Source organism: Streptomyces sp. TOM-9 (assembly GCF_056858595.1).
Genome location: NZ_JBXEQB010000001.1, coordinates 4,333,855 through 4,350,757, shown reverse-complemented (window position 1 = coordinate 4,350,757; position 16,903 = coordinate 4,333,855). Strand labels below are relative to the sequence as shown.

12 protein-coding genes are annotated in these 16,903 nt (G+C 73.3%); 7 read left to right on the top strand and 5 right to left on the bottom strand.

All coding sequences use genetic code 11. The features are described from left to right. Nucleotides 1-151 precede the first annotated feature (151 nt). Nucleotides 152-3,088: an SARP-family global regulator AfsR gene (afsR, locus tag AC1VWI_RS20145; protein ID WP_499512405.1), complete on the bottom strand. Its 2,937-nt coding sequence runs from the start codon at nt 3,086-3,088 to the stop codon at nt 152-154. Nucleotides 3,089-3,390: 302 nt separating this feature from the next. Between afsR and AC1VWI_RS20140 the strand changes: the two genes are divergently transcribed. The 7 genes from AC1VWI_RS20140 to AC1VWI_RS20110 all read left to right on the top strand — a co-directional run bounded on the left by AC1VWI_RS20140 (nt 3,391) and on the right by AC1VWI_RS20110 (nt 11,494). Beyond that, complete coding sequence (locus AC1VWI_RS20140) at nt 3,391-4,104, top strand: AMP-binding protein (RefSeq protein ID WP_499512404.1); 714 nt, start codon at nt 3,391-3,393, stop codon at nt 4,102-4,104. 289 nt (nt 4,105-4,393) lie between these two features. Next, nucleotides 4,394-5,629, top strand: coding sequence for an amidohydrolase family protein (locus AC1VWI_RS20135; RefSeq protein ID WP_499512403.1), 1,236 nt, complete (start codon nt 4,394-4,396; stop codon nt 5,627-5,629). Nucleotides 5,630-5,800: 171 nt separating this feature from the next. Further along, nucleotides 5,801-6,673 (top strand): TIGR03619 family F420-dependent LLM class oxidoreductase, encoded by an 873-nt coding sequence (locus AC1VWI_RS20130; RefSeq protein ID WP_499512402.1) that lies wholly within the window; start codon nt 5,801-5,803, stop codon nt 6,671-6,673. Nucleotides 6,674-6,685: 12 nt separating this feature from the next. Next, entirely contained in the window at nt 6,686-7,450 is a 765-nt protein-coding gene (locus AC1VWI_RS20125) for an SDR family NAD(P)-dependent oxidoreductase (protein ID WP_499512401.1), read from the top strand. Nucleotides 7,451-7,542: 92 nt separating this feature from the next. Then, a complete protein-coding gene (locus AC1VWI_RS20120) occupies nt 7,543-8,664 on the top strand; it encodes an LLM class flavin-dependent oxidoreductase (protein WP_499516864.1) in 1,122 nt (373 codons plus the stop codon). Nucleotides 8,665-8,824: 160 nt separating this feature from the next. Continuing rightward, nucleotides 8,825-10,564 (top strand): N-acyl-D-amino-acid deacylase family protein, encoded by a 1,740-nt coding sequence (locus AC1VWI_RS20115; protein WP_499512400.1) that lies wholly within the window; start codon nt 8,825-8,827, stop codon nt 10,562-10,564. Nucleotides 10,565-10,663: 99 nt separating this feature from the next. After that, nucleotides 10,664-11,494, top strand: coding sequence for an LLM class F420-dependent oxidoreductase (locus AC1VWI_RS20110; RefSeq protein WP_499512399.1), 831 nt, complete (start codon nt 10,664-10,666; stop codon nt 11,492-11,494). Nucleotides 11,495-11,507: 13 nt separating this feature from the next. Here AC1VWI_RS20110 and AC1VWI_RS20105 read toward each other — a convergent pair whose 3' ends face one another. From AC1VWI_RS20105 to AC1VWI_RS20090, 4 genes are all read right to left on the bottom strand, one after another. Further along, nucleotides 11,508-12,614, bottom strand: coding sequence for an ADP-ribosylglycohydrolase family protein (locus AC1VWI_RS20105; protein ID WP_499512398.1), 1,107 nt, complete (start codon nt 12,612-12,614; stop codon nt 11,508-11,510). 151 nt (nt 12,615-12,765) lie between these two features. Next, nucleotides 12,766-13,248, bottom strand: coding sequence for a hypothetical protein (locus tag AC1VWI_RS20100; RefSeq protein WP_499512397.1), 483 nt, complete (start codon nt 13,246-13,248; stop codon nt 12,766-12,768). Between the two features lie 17 nt (nt 13,249-13,265). Further along, nucleotides 13,266-14,006, bottom strand: coding sequence for an SCO2400 family protein (locus AC1VWI_RS20095; protein ID WP_499512396.1), 741 nt, complete (start codon nt 14,004-14,006; stop codon nt 13,266-13,268). 202 nt (nt 14,007-14,208) lie between these two features. Further along, nucleotides 14,209-16,782, bottom strand: a complete 2,574-nt coding sequence (locus AC1VWI_RS20090) for a bifunctional FO biosynthesis protein CofGH (protein WP_499512395.1) — start codon at nt 16,780-16,782, stop codon at nt 14,209-14,211. Nucleotides 16,783-16,903: the final 121 nt, after the last annotated feature.

The window sequence follows — 16,903 nt, the reverse complement described above, 5'->3', positions numbered from 1 at the left end:
TGGGCCGATACGAAGCCCGCCTGGCAACGACCCCCGTGCGCTACCAGGCGGGCAGCTCTTGCAGTGATGGAATCGTGGCAGGCCTCGATAATCAACCGATAAACGGAACTGTTGATGTCCTGTATCAGCGGTGTTGCGTGGTGCGGAACCGCTACACGGCGATCGCCGGGGCGGCCGGACCGTGGAGCAGGAGCCGGACCTCGGCGGCGTCGGGGGAGCCCAGCGCGACGAAGGACGCCAGGGCGTCCCGCCAGCAGGCGCGGGCACGGTCCACCTGGCCCACCTCGGCGAGCGCGCGCCCGAGGACGGTGAGCACCTTTGCGTGATAGAGCTCGCCCCCCAGATCGCGCAGCGCGTTCAGCGACTGCTCGGCCAGCGAGGCCGATTGACGGTGGGCACCGGAGGACAGATGCACCTCCGCCATACGGAAGAGGCACATGGCCTCCCAGAACTGCTGTCGCGCCGCTCTGAAGACGGGGAGCGCCTCGGAGAGCGACGCCAGGGCCTCCTCGCGGCGACCGGCCGCCGTCAGCGCGATGGCGAACGCGTACAGGCCGTTGCCGAGACGGAACCCGGCCCGCAGCTCGCGGTAGATCGACAGGGCCTGCCCCGCCGAGGCCACGGCGGCAGAGACGTCCCCGAGTTCGATCTGGGCGCGTGACAGGTTGCTCAGCGCGGCGGCGCCGCCATGGCGGTTGCCGTCGGCCACGAAGGCCTCCAGGGCCTGGGAATGATGGTCAGCGCAGTCCTGGAAGCGCCGCGACGCGAGGGCGACCATCCCGCGCAGGTTGGGGGCGTAACTGCTGGTCAGAGGGTCGTCGACGGCACGCCCGAGCGCGAGGCTGCGTTCGGCCTCCCGGTCGGCCTCCTCCAGTCGTCCGGCCAGGACGTACTGCTGGCCCAGCAGCACGCGGGCCCGGCCCTCCACGAGCGGCTCGCCGCAGGCGTCGGCCGTCGCGACGAGGGAGCGCGTCGCGTGCTCGTATTGGCGCGCGTAGATCCCGGACTCCATCAGGTCCTGGCTCACGAGCAGCAGGTCGACGGCCCGCCGCATCGGGCCCTCGCAACCGCCGGCGGCAGCCTGCCGGACGGCGGCGAGGAGACTGGGCGCCTCGGTGAACAGCCAGTCCAGGCCCTCCTCGCGGGAGCCGAAGGGCATTCCGGCGCGGCCCACGGGGGCCAGGTGCGCGAGCAGGCGGTCGCCGGGGTTCTCCAGCTCGTAGGCGCACATCGCCGACGCGAGGTAGAAGTCCAGCAGCCGGGACACCGCCGCGCAGCGGGCGTCGTCCCCTTCGTGGCGCTCGGCGCAGTCGCGGGCGTACAGGCGGACCAGGTCGTGGTAGCGGTAGCGGGCGGGTGCGGCGGACTCGATCAGGCTGATGTCGACCAGCGTCTCGAGCAGTTCCTCGGCGTCGTAGACGTCCAGGTCGAGGACGGCCGCCGCCGCCTCCAACGAGATGTCCGGGCCGTCGGCGAGGGCCAGCAGGCGGAAGGCACGGGCCTGCTGCGCGGTGAGCTGGCCGTAGCCGAGTTCGAAGGTGGCCTTGACGGCGAGGTCGCCGGCCTTGAGTTCGTCCAGGCGGCGCCGTTCGTCGCTGAGCTTGCGGGCGAGGAAGGAGACCGTCCAGGTGCGGCGGGTGGCCAGGCGAGAGGCGGCGATGCGGATGGCGAGCGGCAGGAAGCCGCAGGCGGCGACGACGTCGAGGGCGGCCTGGCGTTCGGCGGCGACGCGTTCCTCCCCGACGATGCGGGTGAAGAGCAGCAGCGCCTCTTCCGGGCTCATGACGTCGAGATCGACCAGATGCGCACCGGCCAGGTCGACCATGCGGGCCCGGCTGGTGATCAGCGCGGCGCAGCCGGGGGTGCCCGGCAGGAGGTGGCGGACCTGGGCGGCGTCGTGGGCGTTGTCCAGCAGGGTCAGGATCCGGCGGCCCGCGAGGGTGGAGCGGTAGAGCGCCGCGCGGTCGGCGAGGGACTCGGGTATCGCGGAGTCGGTGACACCGAGGGAGCGCAGGAAGGAGGCGAGCACCGTCTCGGGTTCGGCGGGCCGCGCGGCGGTGCCCTGGAGGTCGACGTAGAGCTGGCCGTCGGGGAAGGTGCCCGCGACGGCGTGGGCGACGTGGACGGCGAGGGTCGTCTTGCCGACTCCGCCGATGCCGGCGACGGCGGAGACCGACATGACGCCGCCCTCCGCCGAGGACGCGGCCAGGCGCTCGCCGAGCTCGCGGACGAAGGCGACGCGGCCCGTGAAGTCGGCCACGGTGGCGGGCAGCTGGGCCGGACGCACCGGCTCCGCGACGGCCTCGGCCTGCGGGACGGGCGGCGGCAGCAGCGACGGGTCGGCCTCCAGCACGCGCTGGTGCAGCTCGGCGAGCTCCGCGCCCGGGTCGACGCCCAGCTCGTCGTCGAGGAGACGGCGGGTGTCGGCGTAGACGCCCAGCGCCTCGGCCTGCCGCCCGCTGCGGTACAGGGCGAGCATCAGCAGGGCACGCGGGCGTTCGCGCAGCGGGTGCTCCGCGGACAGGACGGTGAGTTCGGAGACGACCTCGGCGTGGCAGCCGGCCTGCAGGTCCAGGTCGAGGCAGGTCTCGGTGAGCTGCAGCCGCCATTCCAGCAGGCGGGTGCGCTGGGTCTCGGCGTACGGGCCGGGGAGCCCGGCCAGGGGCTCGCCGTCGAAGAGGGCCAGCGCGCCGCGCAGTTCCTCGCGGGCGGTGGCCAGGTCGCCCGCCGCGCGGGCCTTCTCGGCCGCGGCCTGGTGCCGTTCGGCGAGGAACAGGTCGAAGCCGTCGCCCGGGTGCAGCACGTAGCCGCCGTCGACGGTGGCCAGGGCGTCGGCGCCGAGGGCCTTGCGGAGGCGGAAGGCGTAACTGCGTAGCGCCGCGAGCGCGGTGGGCGGTGGGTCCTCGCCCCAGACGGCGTCCAGCAGTTCCTGCGCGGTGGCCGTGCGGCCGCCGCGCAGCAGCAGCGCGCCGAGCAGTGCCTTCTGCTGTGGCGACCCGGCGGAGATCGGCTCCGTGCCGCGCCAGGCCCGCACCGGGCCGAGGACCGCGAAGCGCAGCGCTCCGCCTTGGTCCTTACCGCTTGCCATGCCTGCCCCCAGGTGCCGCCGTACCTTCGCGACGAGCGCGTATATCGATCGTTCATCACGAGCCGGAACAGTCTTCACGGACGGCGGGACCATCCCGATCGGTTCCGCCGCTTGTGCCAGTTTGCCGCCTCAACCTGTACGCGGTCACCTATGGGTGGCTTTCGGGAGGGGCGTTCCAGGGAGTAGCGGGGAATGTTCGGTCCAGTTTCATGTGAAGTGCGGGCATATGCCGTCGGTCTGACGGGTGTTCCGTCCGGGGAGGTGGAGAGCCGCCCATGTGCTCGCGTTGTGTGCCGCAGGCCGTGAGCGGACCGCGGAGCCGCAGCGGCGGTGCGCCGGCGCCGTCGGTGTACCGGTTGCCCGGTCCCGCCTTGCGCCGCCGGGCCGTCCGGCATCCGGAGGGGCGACCGTACGCGCCGTACGACTGCGACTTCGCCGCGCTGGACCGGCGTGCCCGCGCGGTCGCGGCGCGGCTGGGACGGCTGGTGCCGCCGGGCAGCCGGGTGCTGCTCGCCTATCCGCAGGGCGCGGACCTCGCCGGGGCGTTCTACGGCTGCCTGTACGCCGGGATGGCGGCGGTGCCGCTGGTCGACGGCGGCCCGGACGGGGCGGCGACGGTCGCGGAGGCCGTCGACCGCTGCCGCCCCTCGATGGTGCTCACCGGTGCCGACGCGTGGACCGCGCTCTCGGTGGACCGCTCGCGCACCCAGGTCGTGGAGGCCGACGGGCGCCGGGTCGGCGGCGAGCCGGTCGACCGCCTGGCGCAGGAGTGGCGTCCGGTCGGCGTCCTGCGCACGGCGCCCGGCTACGAGCGGTACGTCGCAGACGGGCTGGGCGGGGGCCGCATGGAGCCCCCGCTGCGGCACGGCGACCTCGCGGACGCGGTGGGTGAGCTGGCGGTCGCGGCGGGCCGGGGGACCCCGGAGGACAGCCTGGGGTGGATCGCCTCCGTGCACGGGTTGGAGGACGCGGTGTGGCGCATGCTTCTGCTTGTGCCGGGCGGCGGGGTGGCGTGACCCGGGGTGCGGTGCCGTTGTGGTTGCGGTTCGTTGTCGTGCGCGAGTGCGTTGCGCCTGCGGCGGGCGGTTTTCCCGCCCTCCCGCCCTCCCCCAGCCTTCGGCCGGGGGGAGGGCGGGTGGTGGGGGATGCCCGCCGCAGGCGCAAACAACCCGCACACAACAACGGGCCGTGAGGGGCACCCCGGCCATCCGGCGGAGCCGCGCGCAACAAACGCGGCGCCGCACACAAAGACGGGCCGCCCCAACAGCTACTGACGGTCCGTCAGATTCGCGCTACCGTGGGCTCATGGAGACCTTCCCGAGGATCATTTCGGTGGACGACCACACGGTCGAGCCCCCCGGCGTCTGGCGGGACCGGCTCCCGTCGGCGTACCGGGACAGCGCGCCGCGCATCGTGCGCGCGCCCCTGAAGTCGATGACCTTCGTCGGGGGCAGGTTCGCCCCGCGCATGGGTGAGCCGGGTGACGAGGGGCCCGTCGCCGACTGGTGGGTGTACGAGGACCTGCGGCGTCCCCTGACCCGGCTGGACACCGCCGTCGGGTACAGCAGGGACGAGGTGCGGCTGGAGGCGATCACCTACGAGCAGATGCGCCCCGGCTCGTACAGCGTCCCCGAGCGGCTGGCGGACATGGACGTCAACCACGTGCAGTCCGCCCTCTGCTTCCCCACCTTCCCGCGGTTCTGCGGTCAGACGTTCACCGAGGCGAAGGACCGGGAACTGGGGTTGCTGTGCGTGCGGGCCTACAACGACTGGATGGTCGAGGAGTGGTGCGGCCCGCAGGCCGGGGGCCGGCTGATCCCGCTCACCCTCATCCCGTTGTGGGACGCGGAGCTGGCCGCAGCGGAGGTGCGCCGCAACGCCGAGCGCGGGGTGCGGGCCGTCTGCTTCTCCGAGATCCCGCCGCACCTGGGGCTGCCGTCCGTCCACACCGACGCGTGGGACCCCTTCCTGCGGGCCTGTGACGAGACCGGCACCGTCATCGCGATGCACATCGGCTCCTCCTCGCGCATGCCGTCCACCTCCGCCGACGCGCCGCCCGCGGTCGGCTCCACGATCACCTTCGCCAACTGCTGCTTCTCCATGGTCGACTGGCTGATGTCGGGGATCTTCGACCGCTTCCCCTCCTTGCGGATCATGTACGCGGAGGGCCAGATCGGCTGGATCCCGTACATCCTGGAGCGCGCCGACGTCGTCTGGGAGGAGAACCGGGGCTGGGGCGGCGTGGCCGACAAGGTGCTGCGGCCGCCCTCGGAGCTGTTCCGGGAGCACGTATACGGGTGCTTCTTCGACGACGCGGTGGGTCTGCGCAACATCGACGCGATCGGCGTCGGCAACGTCCTGTACGAGACCGACTACCCGCACTCCGACTCGACCTGGCCCAAGTCCCGTGAGGTCGGCGAGGCCCAGATGGGCCACCTCGCCCCGGACGTCGTCGAGCGGATCGTGCGCGGCAACGCGATCGAGCTGCTGGGGCTGACCCCGGACGGTTTGTGGCACGGGCAGGGCGGGGTCGCCGGCTGAGGAGGCCCGCCTGGTGGGCTTCGTCTGGCATCCGGAGGAAGCCGACGGCCCGCGGCTGTCGGTGTCCGGCATCGGCGTGCCCTTCGACGGGTTCGCCACGCGCTGACCGGCGCCGGTGCCGGTCCGGCCCGACCCCTTGTCTGACGGACCGTCAGGTCCGACCATGGCGGCATGACCAAGACCGCCTACGGCATGCAGCTGCCGGTGCAATCGCTCAGCACCCTCTACGCGGAGCCGTGGGAGGCCGCGGCGCCGCCGGGCGACCTGGTGGACGTCGCGCGGGCGGCGGACCGGCTCGGCTTCGCGTACATCGGGTGCTGCGACCACGTGGCCATCCCGCCCCGGCTCGCCCCCGCGATGAGCCCCACCTGGTACGACCCCGTCGCCACGCTGGCCTTCCTGGCCGCCGTGACGACGCGGGTGCGGCTGCTGAGCCACGTGGCGGTGATCGGACTGCGGCATCCGCTGCTGACCGCCAAGCAGTACGCGACGCTGGACCACCTCTGCGGCGGCCGGCTGATCCTCGGGGTCGGGGCCGGGCACGTCCGGGAGGAGTTCGAGGCCCTCGGGGTGGACTTCGAGCGGCGCGGGCCGCTGCTGGACGAGGCGATCGACGCGGTGCGGGCGCACTTCGCGGCGGGGGAGCAGAAGCCGGAGCCGGTGCAGCGCCCGGTCCCGGTGTGGGTCGGGGGGTCGTCGCCCGCGGCGGTGCGGCGCGCGGCGCTCAAGGGCGACGGCTGGCTGCCCCAGGGGGACTCCCGGAAGGCCATGCCGGGGCAGATCGCCCGGCTGCGGGAATTGCGCGGCGGGACGCCGATCACCGTCGGGGTGATCGCGGAGCCGCTGTACGTCGGCGAGCCGGGGTGGCCGGTGGGGCGGCGCACGCTGACCGGGAAGCCGCAGGCGCTGGCCGAGTCGCTGCGGGAGTACGGCGCGATGGGGGTGGACCAGATCCAGGTGAGGTTCCGCGCCCGGGGAGCGGCGGAACTGCTCGACCAGATGGAGGCGTTCGCCGACGGCGTGGCGCCGCACCTCGACGCGTAGGGAGTGACGGACATGGGCAAGCTGGACGGCCGGGTCGTGCTGATCACCGGCGCGGCGCGCGGGCAGGGCGAGCAGGAGGCGCTGCTCTTCGCGGCGGAGGGGGCGCGGGTCGTCCTCGGGGACGTGCTGGACGAGCGGGGCGCCGCCGTGGCGGAGGGGATCGGCGGCGACCGGGCGCGCTACGTCCACCTGGATGTGACGAGCGAGGCGGACTGGGCCGCGGCCATGGACGCCGCGACCGAGGCCTTCGGGCGGCTGGACGGCCTGGTCAACAACGCCGGCATCCTGCGCTTCAACGAACTCGTCGACACCCCGCTCGCGGAGTTCCAGGAGGTCGTCCTGGTCAACCAGGTCGGTGCCTTCCTGGGGATGCGCACCGTGGCCCCGCTGCTCGCGGCGGCCGGCGGCGGCACCATCGTGAACACCGCCTCCTACGTGGCGCTGGCCGGCATGGCCGGGGTGACCTCGTACGCCGCGACCAAGGCGGCCGTCGTCGGCATGACGCGGGTGGCCGCCGTGGAGCTGGCGCCCAAGGGCATCCGGGTCAACGCGATGTGCCCGGGTGCGATCGACACCCCCATGTCCAACCCCGGGGAGAGCGTGCCCGCGGAGGCCCTGGACCAGCTGTACGGCAAGCTCGTGCCGCTCGCCCGGATCGGGCGCCCGGAGGAGGTCGCGCGGCTCGCGCTCTTCCTGACCGGTGACGACTCCTCGTACATCACCGGGCAGCCGTTCGTCATCGACGGCGGCTGGCTGGCCGGGGTCTCGCTCTTCTGACGGCGATCGGGTATTGACCTCCCCCGTCGCCGGTGGAAGAGTCGGAGCGGGAATCTGACGATCCGTCAGAAAAGCTAGGGACGGTGAACCCCTTGGAATTCGGGATCTTCGTACAGGGATATGTGCCCAAGTTCCGCTCGGAGGTCGACCCGCAGGCCGAGCACCACGCGCTGATGGAGGAGACCGAGTACGTCGTCCAGGCGGACCGGTCGGGCTTCAAGTACGCCTGGTTCAGCGAGCACCACTTCCTCGAGGAGTACTCGCACCTGTCCGCCAACGACGTCTACATCGGCTACCTCACCCACGCCACCGAGCGGATCCACCTCGGGTCGGGCATCTTCAACCCCCTCCCGCAGGTCAACCACCCGGTGAAGGTCGCGGAGAAGGTCGCCATGCTCGACCACCTCTCCGACGGGCGCTTCGAGTTCGGCACCGGCCGCGGCGCCGGCAGCCACGAGATCCTCGGCTTCCTCCCCGGCATCACGGACATGAACGCCACCAAGGAGATCTGGGAGGAGACCGTCGGCGAGTTCCCGAAGATGTGGCTCAACGAGGAGTACCCGGGCTTCCAGGGCAAGCACTGGTCCCTGCCGCCCCGCAAGGTGTTCCCCAAGCCGTACGGGACGTCGCACCCGGCCATGTGGTACGCCGCGGGCTCGCCGCCCTCCTACGCCATGGCCGCCCGCAAGGGCCTGGGCGTGCTGGGCTTCAGCGTCCAGAAGGTCTCCGACATGGAGTGGGTGCTGGAGCAGTACAAGACCGCGGTGCGCGACGCCGAGCCCATCGGGGACTTCGTCAACGACAACGTCATGGTGACGACCACCGCGATCGTCGCCGAGACCCGCAAGGAAGCGATCCGCGTCGCCGCGAGCAGCAACCTCAACTACCTGCAGTCGCTGGTCTTCCGCTACCACGACACCTTCCCGCGCCCGGAGTACATCCCGCAGTGGCCCGAGCTGCTGCCGACGTACACCGAGGAGCTCATCGAGATGCTCCTCGACGAGGAGCTGATGATCTGCGGCGACCCCGACGACGCGCTCAAGCAGTGCAAGCGCTGGGAGTCCGCGGGGGCCGACCAGCTGTCGTTCGGGCTGCCGGTGGGCGTCCCCTTCGAGGACACGATGCGCACGATCAAGCTGGTGGGGGAGCACGTCATCCCCAAGATCGACACGGACCCGGTGCACCGGACCACCCGCTTCCGCCGGGCGGCGTGACGCCGCGGGCCACCGACAGGGCGGCGCCTTCCCGGACCGCCGCCCGGCCCCCGTCCGGACCGGCACCGCGGCGGCGGCCCGCCGCGCCCGGGGACGGCCGGGGGCCACACCCGCGCGGCGGGCGGCCCGCCCGCGGCCCCAGCAGGAGGAGGGACCACGCATGCTCGACCACCTGATCCGCGGCGCGACGCTCGTCGACGGCACCGGTGCCCCGGCCCGCACGGCCGACGTCGGCCTGCGGGACGGCCGCGTCGTCACGGTCACGCGGCCCGGCCGGGCCGAGGAGCCCACACGGACCACCGAGGACGCGACCGGGCTGGTCCTCACCCCGGGCTTCGTCGACCCGCACACCCACTACGACGCCCAGCTGTTCTGGGACCCCTTCGCGACCCCCTCCATGAACCACGGGGTCACCACCGTGGCCGGCGGCAACTGCGGTTTCACCCTGGCGCCGCTCAAGCCGCAGGACGCCGACTACACCCGCCGGATGATGTCCAAGGTCGAGGGCATGTCGCTGAGGGCCCTGGAGTCCGGGGTCGACTGGAGCTGGCACGGCTTCGGCGACTACCTGGACGCCCTGGAGGGCCGGATCGCCGTCAACGCCGGCTTCATGGTGGGCCACTGCGCGCTGCGCCGCTACGTCATGGGGCCCGACGCCGTCGGCGGGCAGCCCTCACCGGACCAGCTCGACCTCATGCTGCGGCTCTTCCACGAGTCGATGGAGGCCGGCGGCTGGGGCCTGTCGACGACCCAGTCCGCCACCCACTCCGACGGCGACGGCCGCCCGGTGGCCTCGCGGCACGCCCGGCCCGCGGAACTGCTCGCGCTCTCCCGGGCCGTCGGGGAGCACGAGGGCACGCAGATCGAGGCGATCGTCGCCGGTTGCCTGGACACCTTCTCCGACGACGAGATCGACCTCTTCGTCGACATGAGCGTCGCCGCGGGCCGCCCGCTCAACTGGAACGTGCTGACCGTCGACGCCGCCGTCCCGGACCGTGTGCCCCGCCAGTTGCAGGCCTCCGAGCGGGCCCGCAAGGCCGGGGGCCGCGTCGTCGCGCTGACGATGCCCATCCTGACCCCGATGAACATGTCGCTCGGCACCTTCTGCGCCCTCAACCTCATCCCCGGCTGGGGCGAGATCCTCTCCCTGGCCGTCCCCGAGCGCATCGCCCGGCTCCGCGACCCCGAGGTCCGCGCGGGGATGCTCCGCCGCGCCGGCAGCCCCGAGGCGGGTGTCTTCCGCCGGCTCGCCGACTTCGGGCGGTACGTCATCGGGGACACGTACTCCGAGGAGAACCGGCGGGCCGGCGTCAGCGGCCGGGTCGTGCGGGACATCGCCGCCGAACGGGGCCAGGACCCCTTCCGCACCCTCGTCGAGATCTGCGCGGCCGACGAGTTGCGGACGGTGCTGTGGCCCATGCCCACCGACAACGACCCGGACAGCTGGGAGCTGCGCCGGAACACCTGGGAGCACGAGGACGTGCTGCTCGGCGGCTCCGACGCGGGTGCCCACCTGGACCGCATGTGCGGGGCGCCGTACACCACCCGGTTCCTCGGCGACTGCCTGCGCGGCCGGCGGCTGGTCCCGCTGGAGAAGGCGGTGCGGATGCTCACCGACGACCCGGCGCGGCTGTTCGGACTCCGCGGGCGCGGCCGGGTCGCCGAGGGGTACCACGCCGACCTGGTGCTGTTCGACCCCGAGCGGATCGACGCGGGCACCGCCACCCTCGTGCACGACCTGCCGGGCGACAGCCCGCGCCTGGACTCCAGGGCCCGGGGCGTGGTCAGCGTGCGGGTGGGCGGCGTGGAGACGATCCGCGACGACGGGATCACCGGGGCCGTCCCCGGCCGGGTCCTGCGTTCCGGACGGGACACCCGCACGGTCCCCACGGGCCTGTGACCCCGGGCCGCCCCCGTGGCGGGACACCGTGTCGCGGGTGTCCGCGCCGCGCGGCACGGGCATAACGTTGGCCCACAGCACGGGAGGTGCGACGACGCCATGCGGATCGCCACGACGATCTTCCTGACCGACCACTCCGTCCCCGCCGTCCGGCTCGCCCGGGAACTGGAGGAGCGCGGCTTCGACGGCCTGTACCTCCCGGAGCACACGCACATCCCGGTCAGCCGCCGCACCCCCGCCCCGATGGGCGGCCCGCTGCCGCCGGAGTACGGCCGTACGCTCGACCCCTTCGTGGGCCTGTCCGCCGCCGCGGCCGTCACCCACCGGCTGCGGCTCGGCACCGGGATCACGCTGGTCGCGCAGCACGATCCGATCGTGCTGGCCAAACAGGTCGCGAGCCTGGACTTCCTCTCCGGCGGCCGGTTCACCCTCGGCGTCGGCTTCGGCTGGAACGTGGAGGAGGCCGCCGACCACGGGGTCGACTGGCCGCGCCGCCGGGAGCTGGTGCGGGAGCGGATGGCCCTCATGCACGCCCTGTGGGCGCCGGAACCGACCGCGTACGAGGGCGGCTCCTGCCGGGTCGCGGCCAGCCACGCGTGGCCCAAGCCCGCCTCGGGCGGGCGGCCCCGCATCCTGTGCGGCGGCGCCGGGGGCCCCGCGCTGTTCGCGCACATCGCCGAGTACGCCGACGGCTGGATGCCGATCGGCGGGGGCGGGCTGGCGGAGAGCGTGCCGCGGCTGCGCCGGGTGTGGGAGGCCTCCGGCCGGGACGCCAAGGCGCTCCAGGTCGTGCCGTACGCGGTGCGACCCAGTCCGGGCAAGCTGGCGTACTACCGGGACCAGGGCCTGGAGGAGGTCGTGCTGCAACTGCCGTCCACGGGAACGGCGGACGTGCTGCGCACGCTCGACGACTACGCGCAGTACATCTGACCCCGGCCGGCGCTCAGGTGCCGGGGTAGCGCTCCAGCCACGCCGCGGACGCGCCGCCGGGACCGTGCAGCGCGGGACCCTGCGTCATCTCCATGGCGAAGTCGTCGGCGAGCTGGAGGACGGTGCCCCGGCCCTCCAGTTCCGCGGTCCAGGCCGGGGGCAGGGCCGTCTCGCCGTGCTGCACGCCCAGCAGGTTGCCGCAGATCGAACCGGTGGAGTCGCTGTCCCCGGAGTGGTTGACCGCCAGCAGCAGTCCGTGCCGGACGTCCTCGGCGACCAGGGCGCAGTAGACGCCGACGGCGAGCGCCTCCTCGGCGGTCCGGCCCGCGCCCAGGGACTCCACCCGCTCCGCGCCGGGCAGTCCCTGGCGTACGGCGCCGAGGGCGGCCTGCAGTGCCACGGAGGTCTCCTCGTGCCCGGGGCGTGCCGCGATCAGGGCCAGCGTGTGCTGCACGGCGCCGTCCAGGGCCTCGCCGCGGGCCAGTCCGTGGACGATGACGGCGAACGCCCCGGCGGCCAGCACGCCGGTGGGATGACCGTGCGTCTGCGCGGCGCACTCGACGGCGAGCTGGAACACCAGTTGCGGCTCCCAGCCGACCAGCAGGCCGAAGGGCGCGGACCGTACGAGCGCGCCGCTGCCCTTGGCGTCCGGGTTCTTGGGGTTGTCGAGGGTGCCAATCCGCTCGTCGCCGAGACCGGTCAGGCAGGCCTTCCCGGGGCCGCGGCGCGCGTACAGCCACTCCTCGCGGGCCAGCCAGCCGGCGTCCTTGCGGCGCTCGTCGGGCCCCCAGTCGTTCTGGGTGGCCGCCCAGCGCAGGTGGGCCCGGTGCACGTCGGTGGGCGGGTGCCAGGCCCCGGCGTCGCGGCGCACCTGGGCGCGTATCAGGCCCTCGGCGGTGAACAGCGTCATCTGGGTGCCGTCGGTGACGGCCCCCCGCCGCCCGTACGCCGGGACGTAGTCGGTGACCCCGTCCTTCCCGTGCGCCTTCCGCAGGGCGGCCAGGGAGTCGGACTCGACGCCTGCGCCGAGGGCGTCGCCGATCGCACCACCGAGCAGACAACCGCGCACCCGGCTGCGGAAGTCCTGCTGCTCGGCACGCCCCCATATGGCCCCGACCATGACCAACGCCTCTCTGCTCGACCCGACCAAGCACTGTAATCGACCCAGATCGGTCGGCTTCCGGTCACGAACGGAATGTGGTCGGTCACGCATCGGCGAAGGCCCCCGCTGCCGTGGCAACGGGGGCCTTCGAGGGGCCGGGGCCCGGGGGTCACCAGGTGCGGCCCTGCCACGCGGGCCGGGGGGCCTGGATGCCGCGGGTCAGTGCCCAGCGGGCCGCGCCCGCGAGCAGGGAGGTGACGATCAGCCCGATGAAGAGGTTCACCACGCAGGTGGCGAGCATCTCGTTGGAGCGGTGCAGGGCCAGCGGGATCACCACGGCGAAGAGGGTCAGCCCGGCCATGATCCAGCCGAAGAACAGCGTGGCGCGGGGCGTCGTGGTGAGGAGGACGCGCAGCAGGAGCGTCGCGGCGAGCGCGACGAGCGCTGCCCCGAGGACGTAGGCGGTGGCGGCGGCGTCGCGCCACAGCCCGTAGCCCTGGGGGGCGAAGAGCGGCAGCAGCAGGAATCTCTGCGCGACCAGGATGCCCGCCTTGGCCAGCAGGCCGGCGAGCACCGCGGTCACGGCTCCGACGGCCCACAACCGCCAGGCGTGGACGCGGCGGCGGTCGTGGTCGGCGTGGCTGCTTGACACGTGGGGTTCCTTTCCGGTCAGCCGACGCAGAGGACCAGGAGGCACAGCTGCATCGGTGACTTCGTTGCCGGCGGCGTGGGGGCCGCCGTCGTCGTGGGGGGTGTGGCCGGGACGTCCGCGGGGGAGTGGGGGGCGGACGAGGGCGCGGTGGTGTGCGGGGTGATGTCCGCGGGTGTGGGGACGGCCGTGACCGTGCCGGTCCGGGGACCGGTGTCGCCCTGCGGGGCGGTGTGCGCCGGCGCGGTGGTGCGCGTCGCGGTCGGTGCGGCGTGGGGTGCGTCGCCGCGCGGCGCGGTGGTGGCGGGGTGTGCGGGCTGACCGGGGCGGTGCGTGGCGTCGCCGCCGGGCTGCGCGGGGATCGAGGAGAGCGGCAGGGTGCGGGCGGTGGCCGGGGTCAGGGTCTCCGCGGCCGCCGCCGTGTCGGCCCGGCCCTTGGAGCCGCCGTGTGGCAGCGCCGCGACCGTGAGGCCGCCGCCGACGAGTGCCACGGCCGTGGCCGCCGCCGCGCGCCGCCGGTTCTTCTTCCAGCGTTCCAGCTGCCGTCGCCGGGCCGCACGACCCTGCAGCGACGGGTCGGCGTCGTCCTGTTCGGTTCCGTCGGGGTCGTCCGGGGAGTCCGCGTCGCGGAGCCGCTCGCGTTCGGCGGTCGGGTCCGGGCCCTGCCACATGGGCGGTGCTATGTCGGGTGCGTACGCGCCGCACCCCGGACACACGAGAGCCCCGTTGAGATGCCGACGGCAAGAGGAGCAGTAGTCCATCTCCGAGTCTTTCTCTGCTGACAACGCCGCCGGGGGACGTCGGCGGCAGGTCCGCGCGCACGTTCACCGTGCAGGGCGGGACGGCCAGCAACGCTAACGACACCTCCCGAAGGAGGTGCGCAGCCTGTGTGACGCTTTTGGAGAGTTGCTCGGACTCTTTTGCACAGGTTGCCGAGGGGCGCGGCTGAGGCCGCGCCCCGGCTCAGTCCTCGAGGACGGGCAGCAGTTCGGGCAGGTGGCCGTCGGAGGCCAGGCCTGCGGCGATGCGTTCTGCGGGTACTTCGCCGTAGGTGGTGGTGCGCTGGCGGGCGGGGCGGCCGGCGGCGTCGGCGATGGCGACCAGGTCGCGGATGGAGCGGTAGGAGCCGTAACCGGAGCCCGCCATGCGGGAGATGGTCTCCTCCATCAGGGTGCCGCCGAGGTCGTTGGCGCCGGAGCGCAGCATCTCGGCGGCGCCGTCGGTGCCGAGCTTGACCCAGCTGGTCTGGATGTTGCGGATGTGGGGGTGGAGCAGGAGGCGGGCCATGGCGGTGACGGCGCGGTTGTCGCGCAGGGTGGGGCCGGGGCGGGCGATGCCGGCCAGGTAGACGGGTGCGTTGGTGTGGATGAACGGCAGGGTGACGAATTCGGTGAAGCCGCCGGTCTCCTGCTGGATCCGGGCGAGCAGGCGCAGGTGGGCGAGCCAGTGGTGGGGCTGGTCGACGTGGCCGTACATCATGGTGGAGGAGGAGGGCAGGCCCAGTTCGTGTGCGGTGGTGATGACCTCGACCCAGGTGGCGGCGGGCAGTTTGCCCTTGGTCAGGACCCAGCGGACCTCGTCGTCGAGGATCTCGGCGGCGGTGCCGGGGACGGAGTCCAGGCCGGCTTCCTTGGCGGCGGTCAGCCATTCGCGCAGGGACAGGCCGGTGCGGGTGGCGCCGTTGACGACCTCCATGGGGGAGAAGGCGTGCACGTGCATGCCGGGTACGCGTTCCTTGACCGCGCGGGCGATGTCGAAGTAGGCGGTGCCGGGCAGGTCGGGGTGGATGCCGCCTTGCATGCAGACTTCGGTGGCGCCGAGCTGCCAGGCCTGTTCCGCCCGGTCGGCGACCTGGGACAGGGACAGGGTGTAGGCGTCGGCGTCGGTGCGGCGCTGGGCGAAGGCGCAGAACCGGCAGCCGGTGTAGCAGACGTTGGTGAAGTTGATGTTCCGTGTGACGACGTAGGTGACCTCGTCGCCGACCGCGTCGCGGCGGACGTCGTCGGCGATCCGGCACAGCGCGTCCAGCGCCGCCCCGTCGGCGTGCAGCAGCGCGAGCGCCTCGGCGTCGGTCAGCTTCGTGGGGTCGTCGGCGGCCACGGACAGTGCGGTGCGCACGTCGGCCTCGATGCGGTCCGGGACCAGGCCGGGGGCGGCCTGCTCGCGCAGCGCCTCCCAGTCCCCGTAGACCTCGTCGAAGTCGTCCCGGCGGTCGCCGGTGCGTCCCTCGGTGTCGATGGTGCGGTGCAGGTCGGTGCGGCCGACGGCGGTGAAGACCTCCTCCGGCTCCTGCCACGGACGGCCGGTGACCTCGGCGTCCTCGCGCGCCAGACCTGTGGCCGGGTCGGCCAGCGCGGTGACGTGCGGCAGCAGCCGCGGGTCCAGCCACGGCTCGCCGCGCCGGACGAACTCCGGGTAGACGCAAAGCCGTTCGCGCAAGCTGAAGCCCGCCTCCGCCGAGCGCGCCGCCAGCTCCTCGATCTGCGGCCAGGGCCGCTCGGGGTTGACGTGGTCCGGGGTCAGCGGCGAGACCCCGCCCCAGTCGTCGATGCCGGCCCCGATCAGCCGGGCGTACTCCGCGTCCACCAGGTTCGGCGGCGCCTGGAGGCAGGCCGACGGCCCCATGATGTGCCGGGCGACCGCCACCGTGGCCACCAGGTCGTCCAGTTCCGCGTCCGGCATGCCGCGCATCGCGGTGTCCGGCTTGGCGCGGAAGTTCTGGATGATCAGTTCCTGGATGCCGTGGTACGACCGCGCGACGCGGCGCAGCGCGAACAGCGACTCGGCACGCTCCTCGTAGGTCTCCCCGATGCCGATGAGCAGCCCGCTGGTGAACGGCACGGAGCTGCGCCCCGCGTCCTCCAGCACCCGCAGCCGTACGGCCGGTTCCTTGTCGGGGGAGCCGTAGTGCGGGCCGCCGGGCTCGCTCCACAGCCGGGTCGCCGTCGTCTCCAGCATCATGCCCATCGAGGGGGCGACCGGCTTCAGCCGCTGGAAGTCCGTCCAGCTCATGACCCCGGGGTTGAGGTGCGGCAGCAGCCCCGTCTCCTCCAGGATCCGGATGGACATCGCCCGCACGTACGCGATGGTGTCGTCGTAGCCGTGCGCGTCCAGCCACTCCCGCGCCTCGGGCCACCGATCCTCCGGCTTGTCCCCGAGGGTGATCAGCGCTTCCTTGCAGCCGAGTTCGGCACCGCGCCGGGCGATCTCCAGCACCTCGTCCGGGGACATGAACATCCCGTGCCCGGCCCGCCGCAGCTTGCCGGGGACGGTCACGAAGGTGCAGTAGTGGCATTTGTCCCGGCACAGACGGGTGAGCGGGATGAAGACGCTCTTGGAGTAGGTGATGATCCCGGGCCGTCCCGCCGCCTCCAGGCCCGCGTCCCGCACCCGGGCCGCGCTCTCCGTCAGGGCGGCGAGGTCCGCCCCCCGCGCCTGGAGCAGCACCGCGGCCTCCGCGGTGTCGAGCGCGACGCCGTCCCGTGCGCGCCTCAGGGCACGGCGCATGCTGTTGGTGGTGGGCGGAGTGTGGGTCATCCTCCGAGGATAGGTGCGGCGTACGTCAGTCGGCGGTGTCGGGAGGATCACCGGGCCGCCGGGCCCCGACGGGGAATAACCGAGCTGGCCTTGACGTCCGCGTCAAGGTCTACCGTCGGGG